The 13,914-nt window shown below is 57.0% G+C and carries 16 protein-coding genes; 8 read left to right on the top strand and 8 right to left on the bottom strand.

Features of this window, described 5'->3' with window-relative positions:
* Position 1 precedes the first annotated feature (1 nt).
* Together QNI81_RS06590 and QNI81_RS06585 are read left to right on the top strand one after the other, a co-directional pair.
* Positions 2-1,012 (top strand): branched-chain amino acid ABC transporter permease, encoded by a 1,011-nt coding sequence (locus QNI81_RS06590; RefSeq protein WP_005615646.1) that lies wholly within the window; start codon positions 2-4, stop codon positions 1,010-1,012.
* The gene (locus QNI81_RS06585) at positions 1,009-2,334 is read left to right on the top strand and encodes a branched-chain amino acid ABC transporter permease (protein ID WP_283967758.1); all 1,326 of its coding nucleotides are present in this window, start codon (positions 1,009-1,011) and stop codon (positions 2,332-2,334) included. The genes QNI81_RS06590 and QNI81_RS06585 overlap by 4 nt, the downstream gene beginning before the upstream one ends.
* Positions 2,335-2,417: 83 nt before the next feature.
* On the opposite strand, the gene QNI81_RS06580 is transcribed toward QNI81_RS06585, so the two are convergent.
* From QNI81_RS06580 to QNI81_RS06570, 3 genes are all read right to left on the bottom strand, one after another.
* Positions 2,418-2,753 (bottom strand): hypothetical protein, encoded by a 336-nt coding sequence (locus tag QNI81_RS06580; RefSeq protein WP_165809411.1) that lies wholly within the window; start codon positions 2,751-2,753, stop codon positions 2,418-2,420.
* Positions 2,754-3,032: 279 nt separating this feature from the next.
* Positions 3,033-4,268: a Zn-dependent hydrolase gene (locus QNI81_RS06575; protein ID WP_283967757.1), complete on the bottom strand. Its 1,236-nt coding sequence runs from the start codon at positions 4,266-4,268 to the stop codon at positions 3,033-3,035.
* The gene (locus QNI81_RS06570; RefSeq protein WP_283967756.1) at positions 4,268-5,458 is read right to left on the bottom strand and encodes a hypothetical protein; all 1,191 of its coding nucleotides are present in this window, start codon (positions 5,456-5,458) and stop codon (positions 4,268-4,270) included. The genes QNI81_RS06575 and QNI81_RS06570 overlap by 1 nt, the downstream gene beginning before the upstream one ends.
* A gap of 136 nt (positions 5,459-5,594) precedes the next feature.
* Between QNI81_RS06570 and QNI81_RS06565 the strand changes: the two genes are divergently transcribed.
* The 6 genes from QNI81_RS06565 (at position 5,595) to QNI81_RS06545 (ending at position 9,516) form a co-directional block, all read left to right on the top strand.
* Complete coding sequence (locus tag QNI81_RS06565) at positions 5,595-6,089, top strand: MarR family winged helix-turn-helix transcriptional regulator (RefSeq protein ID WP_065329396.1); 495 nt, start codon at positions 5,595-5,597, stop codon at positions 6,087-6,089.
* Between the two features lie 88 nt (positions 6,090-6,177).
* Positions 6,178-6,528, top strand: coding sequence for a DUF2946 family protein (locus tag QNI81_RS14770; RefSeq protein ID WP_065329395.1), 351 nt, complete (start codon positions 6,178-6,180; stop codon positions 6,526-6,528).
* A 103-nt stretch (positions 6,529-6,631) separates the two neighbouring features.
* Positions 6,632-7,639: a DUF1775 domain-containing protein gene (locus QNI81_RS06560; RefSeq protein ID WP_283967755.1), complete on the top strand. Its 1,008-nt coding sequence runs from the start codon at positions 6,632-6,634 to the stop codon at positions 7,637-7,639.
* 7 nt (positions 7,640-7,646) lie between these two features.
* Entirely contained in the window at positions 7,647-8,246 is a 600-nt protein-coding gene (locus tag QNI81_RS06555) for an SCO family protein (protein ID WP_081285235.1), read from the top strand.
* Positions 8,247-8,298: 52 nt separating this feature from the next.
* On the top strand, positions 8,299-8,658 hold the full coding sequence (locus QNI81_RS06550; protein ID WP_168577259.1) for a hypothetical protein: 360 nt from the start codon (positions 8,299-8,301) through the stop codon (positions 8,656-8,658).
* A gap of 105 nt (positions 8,659-8,763) precedes the next feature.
* On the top strand, positions 8,764-9,516 hold the full coding sequence (locus QNI81_RS06545) for a Crp/Fnr family transcriptional regulator (protein ID WP_283967754.1): 753 nt from the start codon (positions 8,764-8,766) through the stop codon (positions 9,514-9,516).
* A 167-nt stretch (positions 9,517-9,683) separates the two neighbouring features.
* On the opposite strand, the gene QNI81_RS06540 is transcribed toward QNI81_RS06545, so the two are convergent.
* Genes QNI81_RS06540 through QNI81_RS06520 form a run of 5 tightly spaced genes read right to left on the bottom strand, consistent with a single transcriptional unit; the run spans position 9,684 to position 13,914 of the window.
* Complete coding sequence (locus QNI81_RS06540; RefSeq protein WP_283967753.1) at positions 9,684-10,685, bottom strand: DUF6925 family protein; 1,002 nt, start codon at positions 10,683-10,685, stop codon at positions 9,684-9,686.
* Complete coding sequence (locus QNI81_RS06535) at positions 10,678-11,319, bottom strand: adenosylcobinamide amidohydrolase (protein WP_283967752.1); 642 nt, start codon at positions 11,317-11,319, stop codon at positions 10,678-10,680. Before QNI81_RS06535 ends, QNI81_RS06540 begins: the two co-directional genes overlap by 8 nt.
* A gap of 11 nt (positions 11,320-11,330) precedes the next feature.
* Positions 11,331-12,089 (bottom strand): ABC transporter ATP-binding protein, encoded by a 759-nt coding sequence (locus tag QNI81_RS06530; RefSeq protein ID WP_283967751.1) that lies wholly within the window; start codon positions 12,087-12,089, stop codon positions 11,331-11,333.
* Positions 12,086-13,069: a FecCD family ABC transporter permease gene (locus QNI81_RS06525; protein ID WP_283967750.1), complete on the bottom strand. Its 984-nt coding sequence runs from the start codon at positions 13,067-13,069 to the stop codon at positions 12,086-12,088. Before QNI81_RS06525 ends, QNI81_RS06530 begins: the two co-directional genes overlap by 4 nt.
* Entirely contained in the window at positions 13,066-13,914 is an 849-nt protein-coding gene (locus QNI81_RS06520; protein WP_283967749.1) for an ABC transporter substrate-binding protein, read from the bottom strand. The genes QNI81_RS06525 and QNI81_RS06520 overlap by 4 nt, the downstream gene beginning before the upstream one ends.

Raw genomic sequence — 13,914 nt, 5'->3', positions numbered from 1 at the left:
GATGGATTTCCTCAACGCCTTCGTGGCGCTTTCAAACTTCGTTCTCATTCCCGGCATCGCCTATGGCAGCCAGTTGGCACTTGGCGCGCTCGGCGTGACGCTGATCTACGGGATCTTGCGGTTTTCCAACTTTGCCCATGGCGACACCATGGCCTTTGGCACCATGGTCGTGATCCTGTTCACTTGGTTGTTCCAATCCTGGGGCATCTCTGCTGGCCCATTGCCAACTGCGCTTCTGGCTCTGCCCATTGGCATCGTGGCAACCATGGCGCTGGTGTTGGTCACCGATAAGGCCGTGTTCAAATTCTACCGCGAACAAAAGGCCAAGCCTGTGGTCTTCGTGATGGTGTCACTTGGTGTGATGTTCATGATGAACGGTCTTGTACGGTTCATTATCGGCCCCGGTGATCAGCGTTTTGGCGATGGCGAGCGGTTCATCATCAAGGCAGGCACGTTCAAGAAGATGACCGGATTGGACGAGGGTCTTGCCATCAAAACCTCGCAAGGGATCACGGTGGTCACTGCGATCATCGTTGTGGCGCTGCTGTTCTGGTTCCTCAATAAAACCCGCACCGGAAAATCCATGCGTGCCTATTCTGACAATGAGGATCTGGCGCTGTTGTCGGGCATCAACCCTGAGCGCGTTGTTATGATCACATGGCTGATAGTGGCGGCGCTTGCGACGATTGCTGGCACGCTCTATGGGCTTGATAAGTCTTTCAAACCCTTCACTTACTTCCAGTTGCTGTTGCCAATCTTTGCTGCCGCGATCGTTGGTGGCCTTGGCAGTCCACTTGGCGCGATTGCTGGTGGTTTTGTGATCGCCATGAGCGAAGTCATGATCACCTATGCGTGGAAGAAAGTAGGCGGGTACATCCTGCCAGAAAGCCTTGAGCCAGAGGGGCTCGCGCAGCTTCTGAGCACTGATTACAAATTCGCGGTCTCCTTTGCGATCCTTGTTGTCGTGCTGCTGTTCAAACCCACCGGCATCTTCAAAGGAAAAGCGGTATGAGCGATACGTTGAAACATACGCTTCTGTTCGCCTTCGTCGGCCTTTTGCTGCTGCTGGAGGGAACCACAACGGCGTTCGGAGTCTTTTCCGGATCTTGGAACTCGTCACTGACCATCCTCAACATGGGATTGATCTCCGCCATTATGGCGCTTGGGGTGAACCTGCAGTGGGGCTTTGCAGGGTTGTTTAATGTTGGCATTATGGGGTTCACCGCGCTTGGTGGTCTCGCCGTGGTTCTGACATCCATGTCGCCCACACCGGGTGCGTGGGAGGCTGGCGGTCAGCGCATTCTGCTGGCGCTGGTTTTGGGGGCTGCGACCATCGCGGCGGCAATCTATACCTATCGAAAGTTGGCTGCTGGTCTGACCCGGACTGTCGCAATGCTTGCGATCCTGATCATCGGCTTTGTGATCTATCGTGCGGTGCTCGACCCCGGTGTCGCCGCCGTCGAGAGCATCAACCCAGCGCTCGAAGGCAATATCGGCGGTCTCGGTCTGCCAGTGTTGCTGGCCTGGCCTCTGGGTGGTCTGCTGGCGGCAGGTGTTGCATGGATGATCGGCAAGACCGCGCTTGGTCTGCGTTCGGATTATCTGGCAATTGCGACGCTCGGGATCGCCGAGATCATCATTGCGGTGCTCAAGAATGAGGACTGGCTGTCGCGCGGCGTGAAAAACGTGGTCGGCCTGCCGCGTCCCCTGCCCTATGAGGTTGATTTGCAAGGCGATCCTGCCTTTGTGGTAAAAGCGGCCTCATGGGGGCTGGATGCCACCACGGCTTCGACGCTCTATGTCAAACTTGGCTACTCCCTCATGTTCACGGCGGTCCTGCTGGTTCTGTTGTGGATGGCGCAGATGGCGCTCAAGAGCCCATGGGGCCGGATGATGCGCGCCATCCGCGACAATGAGGTCGCGGCCAATGCCATGGGCAAACATGTCACCCGTCGGCACCTGCAAATCTTCATCCTCGGCTCTGCCATCTGTGGCGTGGCCGGTGCGATGATGACCACCCTCGACAGCCAATTGACCCCCGGCACCTATAACCCGCTCCGGTTCACCTTTCTGATCTGGGTGATGGTGATTGTGGGTGGTTCCGGCAATAACTTCGGCTCTGTCCTTGGTGGGCTTTTGGTCTGGTTCCTTTGGATCAAGGTGGAACCCATGGGCGTTATGCTAATCGAATTGGTGACCTCTGGCATGTCGGAAGACAGTGGCCTGCGCGCACATCTGTTGGAGAGCGCTGCACATATGCGTCTCTTTACCATGGGGCTGGTGCTGTTGCTGGTGCTGAGGTTCAGCCCACGCGGTCTGATACCCGAGAAATAAAGCTCCGGGCACAGATCAAACGATAAAAAACGCCTGCCGATAGCATGTCGGCAGGCGCTTTGCGTTCAGGATGGTGTGAGAGATCAATCCCGAAGTTTGGTGAAAACAACCTTCATCGGAATATCCGGCGCATCCACACAGGATGCAGTTCCGACCATGCGCTCTTTGGTGAGTAATTTGGCATTTACAGTCATAGTGACATGTTCTTTGCCAAAAATAGGAACGAGATCATTTTTGTGAGAATGACGAAATGCCTCAAGTTGAATCTCAATATCCGAACCCGTCTCTGTATAAGTGCCATTATAGGCCACAATGCTATCGCCACCACGGGCACGACCCTGTTCGAAGATGACCACTCCGAATCCTCTCAGAGCAGGTGTGATAAAGTCAACTTTGTATAAGCCGTTTAACTTGCTCAATTTTTTGCTCCATGAAACCAGCCATGAACCCGGCGATCAAAATATCATAGAGCCTATTCTATTCTGGAAAGTTTACGGATCATACGTGTTTCGTAGAAAGCTCTGCGCACGGACCCCGACAACCTCTGTTCAAAGGCAGGTGTATTTTGAGGGTTTATTTGCGCCAACCGAAATCAATTTCGAAATTGGTGTCTTGGGGGCTGTTCAAAGCGGATGTTTATTATCCTACGCGCTTTGAACAGCCTTATGAGATCAATAAATCTCAAAATGAGAGGCAGTTTATTCTGTCATTTCACGAAGAGTGGAAAACAACACGTCTACACCGCGTGCAAGCTGGTCATAATCCGTCCACTCATCAGGAGAATGGGACACGCCAGCGCGACTGGGGACAAAGATCAGACCCGTCGGCGTGTAATCCGCCATGATCATCGCATCATGACCAGCACCGCTGACCATCGTGCGTGACTTGAGGCCAAGCTGGTCCGCATGTTTCGTGAGGCACCCGTGGAGCTCAGTCGAGAGCATGATTGACGGCGCAAAAAGATCCTCTTGCACTTCGGCTCTCAGCCCGTTGCCCTCCACCGCGGCGATCACCAATCGGGTCTGGTCCACCAACTCCCGCACGACATCCTCGCTTGGCGCGCGAATATCGACTGTGAACGCGACTTCATCGGGAATAACATTTGCGCCGCCGGGCTTTACCTCAAGCTTCCCAACGGTCAGAACCGCGTCCTGGCCGATCTTATGTGCGAGATCCGGCAGCTGAGACAGAGCGGAAACCGCACCGACCAGCGCATCGCGCCGCGCTGGCATTGGTGTCGTACCTGCGTGTCCGGCATTGCCATAGATATGAACCCGGAGCTGGGTCAAACACACGATGCGATCGACGATTGCAACGTCTTCTTCATGTGTTTCCAACACTGGTCCCTGCTCGATATGAAGCTCTAGGAAGGCGTGGATTGCTCCTTCCGGCAACACCACCTCGTCGAGCCGCGCAGGATCAAGCCCGTAGTTTTGCATGGCTTGGGTGAAACTTACGCCATCGCCACCTGTGATCTGAGACAGCGCCTCGGTGTTAAGCTTCCCCGTCAGCAAGCGAGACGCCATCAAACCGCTGCCAAAACGGCTGCCTTCTTCTTCGATCATGGCGATGACTTCGATCGGGCGATGGGGCGTGATGGCGTGATCCTGGAATAAGAAAGCCGCTTCAATACCAGCGATAACCCCAGCTGGACCGTCGAACTTGCCGCCATTGGGGACAGAGTCAAAATGCGAGCCGACAAGGATCGGTTCGAGATGATTGTTGCTCCCTTCCAATCGACCGAAGAGATTGCCAACCGCATCTTCGCGCACCACAAGGCCAGCCTCTTGCATTTTGGCACGCAGATAATCACTTGCCTGCCGAAACTCCGGACTGAAGGTAAAGCGGGTCGTGCCCGCGCCCGGCGTCGCCGTGAACTGATCAAGCCCTTCAATCATCGATTGGATGCGGTCAGCGTTTGCAAATTTAGTCATCACAGAAGCCCCACAAAAATGCCCGCCATTACAACGGAAACCATGGTCACCGTCACAAATCCTGCAACCAGCATGGGCGGCAGCATATGGGCGGTAAGCAACTCGCGTTCGTCCTGATCGTCGGTCAGCGTGTTTATGACCTCTTTGGTGATGACGTAATCCGCCGGAAAGCCATAAAGCGCCGTCAGTGAACAGGCAAAGGCCATCGCCGGGCTGACGCCGACCAGCTTACCGGCGATGAATGAGAAGACATACATCCCGAAAATGCCGATTGCGATCAGAGCAAACATCGGCACGGCCAACTCAGTGAGCATATCCGGGGTGGCGCGTTTGAGCCCGTCGAAGATGAACACCATCAGGATCAAGATTGTAAAACCAAACGCATTCGAAGAGCGCAGCGGTTCCCGTTCAAGAAACCCGATCGACGTGGCGATGACGCCAAAGATCAAGCACAGCACAAAGGGGCTGATGGTGAACAGCGGCGCCACCGCTTGCGATGTCCCCCACGCAAGAAGAGCAACCAGCCCCAAACGCAGAAACTTGAAATAGAAGGTGTTATACGCCTCCGGCAGCTTTGCAAACAGACGTGCGGGCGCAGGTTCACCTGATGTCGGGACCGTCGATTGATCCGCCTGCCCCTGCCAGTCACCGGCGCGGTGGCGACGCAGCACATGGTTTCCTTCGCGCTTCAGCATAATGGCCGTGAGCGGGTAGCCGACGAACCCCTGCATGACATAAATCAGGATCGCCAGCACCGACAGGCTGGTCAGCCCTGCCTCTGCCGCAGCTTGAGACATGATCAACGAGGATACCACCCCGCCCACCAGCGGTGGTGCACCAACGACGACGGTTTCCCAGTCCAGCACCAACAAACCCACGGTGAAAAGCAGTGCGACGATGCCCGCGATCCCCGAGAGCGACACCACAACCGTTTTCCATTGGCCCACCAATTCGCGCACCGACAACAGCGTGCCCATATTGGTGATAAGCAGGAAGATCGCCAGATATACGATCGGTGTCTGGAACCCTGCAATCGCAACGATATCTGCGGGAAAGAACGTCCAATAGCCCAACAGAAACAAGACGGCGCAGACAAAAACCGAAGGCAACCAAGACTTCGTCCGTGTCGACAATACATCGCCTATGTATAGGATGGAAACCAGTAGAGAAAAGGCAACTAATTGTGGCATAACGAAATTCCTTTGGTGTCGATGGTGCTTTGCGGACGACCACTTGCCATGTGGCTGGCCACTTGCGCGGCACAATTGTTCCATATGGATGTATCTTGCAAGGTAAAATTTCGTTTGAGCGTATCGTGGGGTATTAATGAATAACGACAGCAGTGAAACCGCCGCAGCAATGCTTGATCAGACCTTCAGCTCTGATTTGCGATACCTTATGGCCGTGAGCTATATCGTGCTGAGCAACAATCAGGTCACCAGCCGACATATCGAGCGCGAGTATCAAATGCCGGTACATGCATGGTCAGCGCTTTATGCGATCACAGAGTTTCCCGGATTGCGCAGCAAGGATATCCAGCACCTGTTTCCGCGGCCTCAAAACTCGATTAGCCGTGTGGTGCGTCTGCTGATAGATCGCAATCTGGTTGAGGAGGAAGTGTCGAGCACCGATGCGCGTGCAAAACTTCTTTATGCTACCGATAAGGGTGCTGAATTGCTTAATGAAATCAAAGCCAAGGCGCTCGCGCGTCAGGCCGAAATGCTTGGTAGTTTAGATGCCGAAGAGCGCGAGGTTTTTTTGAACTTATGTCGAAAAATTGCCGCAGATCCGGGCCTGCGTCAGTCGGATGCAATGCCGTGACGGCCGAGAAACGCCGTCGTGCGCGGCAAAATGGCACGTCTTACAAATCCTCTGGCTTTTTCATGGGTTTGCGCCATAAAGTTCGGCTATGAACCGGGGCTTTCTCCATAACCTCATTTATTGCACTGCGATCTGGCTGCTCATTTTGGGGAGCCTGCTATCTGTCGTCGCCATGTCACCTGAGAAAAGTGATGCTGTGCGTGCGGAGATTGCAGCGATGGGAGTGGCGGAAGCTGATTTCTGCGGCGATAGCGGATCTGGGCACGATCACAGCTGTCCCTTCTGCACACTCTTGCCCGAAGCTGAGGTACCAAGCCTGCCGAGCATGGCTTTACCGTTGATGCCCTATTCGCTGTGGCAGCGCTCGGATGACCTCCACCGCGCGGCACAGGCACGCGATCATGCGCGCTCGCCCCGCGCGCCTCCTGCTCTGATCTGATCGCCGCCCTCCGAAAGAGAGGGCATTTCGTCAGATAACGCGACACTATTGTCGCCAATAGCGCAGGCTGCGGTGCGTCCGCGCGCGCTCACGGAGCATCCTTATGAAAACTATCACTATTGCCGGGGCTTTTGCCCTCATGGCTGGTTCTGCCCTTGCCCATGCAACCCTCGCCGAAAAAGAGGCACAGGCTGGCAGCACCACTAAAATCACTCTTCGCGTACCACATGGCTGTCAGGGTGAGGCGACCAATAAGGTCCGTCTGACCCTCCCTGATGGGTTTTACGCTGCCAAACCAATGCCCAAAGCGGGTTGGGAACTGCAAACCCAAACCGGCCCCTATGCTACGCCTTACAACAATCACGGTCGCGAAATGACCGAAGGCTTGCGCGAAGTGATTTGGTCTGGCGGTCACCTCGAAGATGGCTGGTATGATGAATTCACCGTCCGAGGTACGATTGGCAAAAATATCGCTCCGGGGACTGTTCTTTACTTCCCCGCTTTGCAAACATGCGCGAATGGCACGGCGGATTGGACGGATGTTTCTGGCTCTCATGACGTGGCAAATCCGGCACCAAAGGTAACCGTCGTTGCCGCCGCCATGGATCACGGACACGGACACGGACGCGGGCATCAACACAGCTCATCCTCCGGTGAAACCGTCACGCTAGGTGCGCTGGAAATCAGCAATCCCTTTTCACGCGCCACCCTGCCAAACGCGCCGGTCGCGGGTGGTTTTATGACCATCACCAACACCGGCAAGGCCGCTGATCGCCTCATCGGCGCAGCGTCTGATGTCGCGGGCCATATGGAAGTGCATGAGATGGCGATGAATGGTGATGTCATGCAGATGCGCGAATTGAAAGATGGGCTGGAAATCCCCGCCGGAGCGACCGTCACACTCAAGCCCGGCAGCTTTCACTTGATGTTCATGGACCTGAAAGAGCCGCTTGTCGAAGGGGAAACCGTTTCGGTCACTCTAACCTTTGAGCAAGCGGGCGATGTGACATTGCCGCTCTCGATTGGAGCGATCAACGCCAAGTCGCATGGTGGGCACATGAACCACAGCGGCCATGGCAATCATGGCGATCATGGCCACGGATCAAAGTGAGGCAGGCATGACCACCATCCGACGCAAATATCTGGTGATCGGGGTGTTGTGGGGGCTGGCGCTGCTGGCCCTCATCCCCTTTACCTGGTCCCGCTGGGGCAGCGCCACAGTGAACGACAGTCTCGCCAATAGCATTGGTCCGGGCGACTATCGCTTAACCACAACCTCTGGTGCGGTTTTTACCGAAGACACCCTCAAGGACGGCCCAACGGCAGTTTTTTTTGGCTTCACCCATTGCCCGGAAGTCTGCCCGACAAGTCTTGGCGATATTGCGGCCTTTCAAGATGAACTGGGTCCTGAGGAACAAATCCGCGTCTATTTTGTCACCGTTGACCCTGAGCGCGACCAGCTTGATCAGCTGCGCGATTATGTGACCTGGGCCCCCGGCGTTGAGGGCGTTTCAGGATCGCGCGAAGAAATCGACAAGGCCATCCGCGCGTTTCGGATTTATGCACGCAAGGTGCCGCTTGAGGATGGTGGCTACACGATGGACCATTCGGCAAACATCCTGCTGTTCGACCAAAACGGACGGTTCTTCGAGCCCATCGGCTATCAGGAAGAGACAGACCGCGCGGTGGAAAAGATCCGCCGTATGAGCGCGCTCTGATCCACGGGAATAGCTGGTGCGCTATACCCTCATAATTCTGCGGTGCGTATTGTTGGCCGCACTTGTGTTCGCAGGCACCGTGCCTGTGGGCATGATGCGCGTGTCGGCGCAGAATGGTGAGGGCATACGTCTAGTGCTCTGCACAGACGAAGGCACGCGCGAAGTCTGGATGCGCGAAGATGGCACCATTGCCGAAACGTCCGAAACCCAGCAGGGGGAGCGCCACTCCAAACATGGCGCACCGCATTGTGTGCAGGTCAGCCTTTTCGCACCGGATTGGTCGCTGCCCACACCGTCGCCTTTCTCGGAAGGTTTTAAAAGTGCGGTTCTATCCTCGCAAACGGATCAGATTTCCTGTCTGGCCCCCACCCGCCGCGCGCATCTTTGTCGTGCCCCACCGCCCTCGGTCTGAGCGCCTAGCGCTTTCACCGAGGACGGAAGGGAGCATACCTCACCGCCTCCTGATCGATTGAACCCGGCTCGCATGTAGCGGACCGGCCATTTCCGGAGACATTTCATGACACATCAAACTGCTCTGCCTTGGGCTGGAGACGCGGTAGAGCCCGCTTGCCCGACGGCGTTGCATTCTGCACCTCTCTGGCAGGATCACCCGCTCTTTGAGGGGTTGACGGAGGCTGAACTCACCCTTGTCACCCGCTATTTTACCGCCGAGACCTTGAGTGCGGGCGAGGTTTTGCAAGCAATGGATCGCAGCCATGGCCATATTGGCATCGTTCTTGAGGGGGCGCTGCGCGAAGATGCCAACTCAAATGCCTCAGAAACCAACCTTCTCGGGCTGGTGTTTGCAGGTGGCCTGTTGTGCCCCACCGGCCCGCGTTTGCCGCGATTTGCCGAGACTGCGCTGTGTGATACCGAGGTCTGGATCTGCCCTGCAGATGAATTCCCAGCATTGGCAGGGCAAATCCCCCGGCTCGCGCTGAACCTTGTTACAGAAACGCAGCGGCGATTGAACGAAGCGATGGCGCTTTATCAACTGCGCGGCTGTATGACCGCAATGGAGCGCGTGGCCGGGCTGATCTCGGTTTTTTCCAGCAGACAAGGTCACCCGGAAACGATTTCGCTCTTCCTCAGCCGACAGGACCTCGGTGCGCTCGCTGCACTTACGCCTGAAACCGTCTCCCGCCAGATCAAAACGCTGGAGCGGGACGGCATTCTATCGCTGGCATCTCCTTCCCGCATCGCAATCCGCGATCACGCGCAACTTCGCGCCGCAACCGGGGTTGGAGCCTTCACAGCGTTGGCGGCCTGACATCGGCAGACATTGAGCAGGATGAAACACAACATCCGGACCATATACCTGCTTAATCACGCCCCCAAGTGATTGAGGCAGCCGAATTCCACAAAGAAAAAGGTGCCCGTGCTGATCAACGTCAGTACGGGCACCGTTTGGGAAGTCAGATCAACAAATAACCGGCGTCAGTGACCGGGATTTTCCTCATCTGCAAATGCACCGTCGCGATCAAAGCGCGCCACATAGGTCTCCAACAACGCGGTCTTCCCCTGGACCACACGCATTTGTCGCAATGCATTACGCCATCCAGAACGGCCTTCACGTGTGCCGGGTTCGATCGCGTCCTCTGCTGGCACGCTGCGCTCGATACAGCGGGTCAGGGCTGCTTTTCCTTCCATGTATTGTTCGGCTCCCCACGCACCAAGCAATGTTTGAAAGGCGTCATAGGCAGCCCGGTTCAGCGCCTTGTCTTCGCCCAAACGTCCAATCACCGGGTTTTCGGGATGCATATAACCACATGGAACCCAGCCTTCGGGGATCGGTGTATTGGCCGAGTGCGTACGCTCAGCGCGCAAGAGTTTAGGAAGCACATGGGTATGGGGGCCTTCCGGCGATTTACCCCCAGTGTCCGGCCCGCCGATCATCTGATAGACCTCAACCCGACCAATCCGGGTAAGCGCAACGCGATGTGGATGCGCCTTTAAAATAGCGCCCATGGCAGGGTTGTTTTGCTCAAATAGAGACCGACCTACCTCTGCCTGTAACAGAGCGATCAGATCTGGATCTGCGGTACGAATGCAGAAATCCACCTGCGGCTGCGCTAGCCCCATGTCAAAGAGATGCGCCGCGCGATCTTCTTCGCGGATTGCCCCCTCGTCGGGTCCAAGGTCCGTCAACACTGTGCGCCTCGACATGGCCGCCTCGACTTCGGGCAAGCAGAGCGCAACCGCCTGTGACCAGCGATGGGGTTTGGGCGAGAGCGTCTCATAGGCGACAGGGCGCACGCCCTCCAAATGATCAATGCGGATGCCACCTCGATCAGTGAATTGCTCTAACCCCTCTTTCGCGATGGGCGCTGAATCACCGGCAACATGGTGAAATTCCGCAATGGCCCCAAAGGACCCCATGTTCCAGCCTGTTTCAGCGTCCTGCAACGCTGCTTTTAACGTCTCGTGCAATTCAGGCATGCTGCGCCTCCTGTCGTTCGTTGATCCATTCCCGCGCCCCTTTGAGGATCGCGGTGTAAACGCTATGCCCAATCACCTCTCCCAGAGCGGTGTGAAGACCTGCGTAAGCCTCCTGCCCCTCTGGTGCGGCAACTGCGATGCAATCTGTGCCAGTTCCGGTTGCAACCCCCATTGGCAGCGCAAACTTGGCATCCATCACTGCGGCGGTACGGGCTTGGGTCGCAATGCTCATCGCTTCGATCAGGGCGGTCGGCGTGAGACCACATGAGACCTGCACCGCAATATTGATCGTTCCCCAATCGCGACGGCTGTAGTCCATACGATGCCCGATGCGTTCCGCATTCGAGAGGCCAACTGTTGCCACAGCATGGGCCGTGATCCCGCCCACCTCTGACTGAACCTGTGTGTAGCGGCGCACATCCCGAGACGTAAGAAATGCCACGGTATCTTGCGCGCTATGGGCCTGCAAATCGGTGGCAAACCACTCCGTCACATCGAGATCTTTGGGAAGGTCGCGATTGCGTACCTCGCGCCACAGGATGTGTTGCGCCATCACCATACCGGGGCGGTTGACCGCCCAGCTCAGCACCTGATGCGGCTGACCAAGGTCAAATCGCAGCCAAGGGCGGTCCAATATAACCCTGGTCACTTCAGCACCGACAGCGGTTGGAACACCGGTCCTTGATCTGTTTGCTGATGCCAGACGGAGATACCAAACGCCTGCGCCATCAAATCTTGCGTTAATACCTCGGCGGGCGGGCCATCAGCAATGATACGCCCCTCGACCATCAACAGGACGCGGGTGCAATGGCGCGCCGCAAGACTGAGGTCATGCAGCGACACAAAGGCCGACCGCCCCGTTTGCGCCAGTTCGGAAAACACCTCCATGGTAGATATTTGATGCGCGGGGTCCAGACCTGCTGCAGGTTCATCCGCCATTAACAGAGGCGTATCCTGTGCTAAGGCCCGCGCAATCAGTGCCCGCGCTTGCTCGCCTCCAGAGAGACGCGAAGCCGCACGTTTGCGCATCGCGTCCAAACCCATATGCGTAATGGCACGATCCACCAGCGTCTGATCGTGCGGCGGCAGGCCCCGGCCCGAGGGCAAATGCGGCAAACGGCCAAGGGCGACCAGGCGTTCCACCGGGATGGGCCAGGCGATCTCTCGCGCTTGCGGCATCCAAGCGGCTGCCTTGGCCCGCTTGCCTGAACCCATCAGAGCCAGCGAACTCCGCCCCTCGGCCTGCACCAGACCAAGCGCCGCCCGCATCAGGCTTGATTTACCAGCGCCGTTAGGGCCGATGAGCCCTACAAATTCACCCTTACCAATCTCGAGATTCACGTCTCGTAACACGGGGCGGCCACGCAATGTGAGCGAGAGGTTCTGGACAGAAAGAAGGCTCATGCCAGCTCCTTTCGTGTCTTGTAAATCAAGTGCAAAAACAAGGGCGCGCCGACCAAGGCCGTAACAACGCCCAATTTCAAATCGCGCGCCGGTAGGATGACACGCACTGCGATATCCGCCATCTGTAACATCACCGCGCCACCGAGGGCCGAAGCCCACAGGAGCCGCGAGGGCTGCCCCCCAACCAAGGAGCGCAGAATATGCGGGACCACAAGACCGATGAACCCAATCGCTCCCGCCACCGCTGTCGCCCCGCCGACAATACTGGCTGTCCCAAGGACAAGGATCAGGCGCAGGCGCTTGAGGTTGATGCCGAGGCTGTCCGCTGCGTCCTCGCCCAGCGTCAGAGCGTCTAAACCGCGCCCAAGTGACAGCACCAAAATAGCTCCGACCGTAAGGAACGGCAGCAGCAAAAACACATGTATCATGGAGCGATCTGCAAGCGACCCCATCATCCAGAACACGATCTCATTAGCGGCAAAAGGATTGGGCGAAAGGTTCAAAACCAGCGACGTCAACGCGCCTGCCATGGCCGATATTGCAATACCCGCCAAGATCAGCGTGAGCGATCCGCCTTGTGGTCCGGCCAAGGTCATCACCAGAAATACACCTAAAAGCGCACCGGAGAGTGCCGCTATCGGCAGTCCCAGCGTTGCACTGGCCGCGATGCCGGTGTTGATTGCCAGCACCGCACCAAAGGCCGCAGAGGAGGACACCCCAATCAGCCCCGGCTCCGCCAGAGGGTTGCGCAGATACCCCTGCATCGCCGCGCCGCATAACCCCAAACCGCCGCCAATCAAGGCTGCCAAGAGCGACCGTGGCAGTCGGATTTCCTGCATCACCAGAGAAAGCGGACCGTAGTCGTCAGAAAACAGGGCATGAAGGCTATCGCCAAGGCGCACATCCGCCGGACCTACTGTCAGTGAGACACCAAACAACAGAACAATCAGCGCGCTAAGCGACAGCATGAGCCGCGTCATTGGGACACTTCCTTTGTATTTTGACCTACTTGGAGGTCTTCGCGCGCACTCACGAGCGCCTCGACAGCGCGCAACACATGCGGCGTGCCGCACACCCAGTCGCCATCGCGCATTTGACCCGCACGACTGCGTGCCGCAAAATAATGCACCACCGGATGGGCAAGCACATCCTCAGAACGCGACGCACGCGCATAAGGTCGGGTGCCGACCAGCAAGTCCGGATCAGACAGCGCCAACAGTTCCAGCGGCAACGTGCCTGAAAAATCATACCCGTAGTCTCGGGCAATATTATAAAGCCCCGCCGCCTCAACGATCTGGCCCGCGAGCGACATATGCCCAGAGGTATAGCCATTGGCAGAATAGAGTGCTGCGCGCGGGCGATTATCGTCCGCTGGCAAAAGTCGATTGAGCCGCGTCTCATACTCTGCAATCAAGGCGTCAGCCGTATCTGTGCGTCCCAGAACCTCTCCCATCTGGCGCAGGCGCGCGGAGACATCTTCCAAAGAATTCGCTGGCTCAAACACCACAACGGGTACACCGAGGCGGCGCAGCATATCGGTGGTTGCACGCGTAGAAAAACTGCCCGCAATCACCAGATCTGGTTTCAGGAGGTAAATCTCCTCCGCCAGTCCGTGATTTACAGGATAGGCCATGGCATCGTCTGCCATGGCGGAGGCGCGTTTGTCGCGCGCAATATAGGACACGGAAACCAGCTGGCCGGGGGCAGCCACCATCATAGCCAGCTGATCCGTGCACAGATTCATCGACACCACGCGGGCGGGATCGGCCAGAGTGCCGCTTGCGCCAAAGATGAGGCCCAGCAGAAGACCAAATGCCCGCCCCAT

Source organism: Tritonibacter sp. AK171, assembly GCF_030127025.1.
GTDB lineage: Bacteria > Pseudomonadota > Alphaproteobacteria > Rhodobacterales > Rhodobacteraceae > Epibacterium > Epibacterium mobile.
The sequence above is the reverse complement of the archived record's forward strand: the minus strand, read 5'-3'. Positions and strand labels throughout refer to the sequence as shown.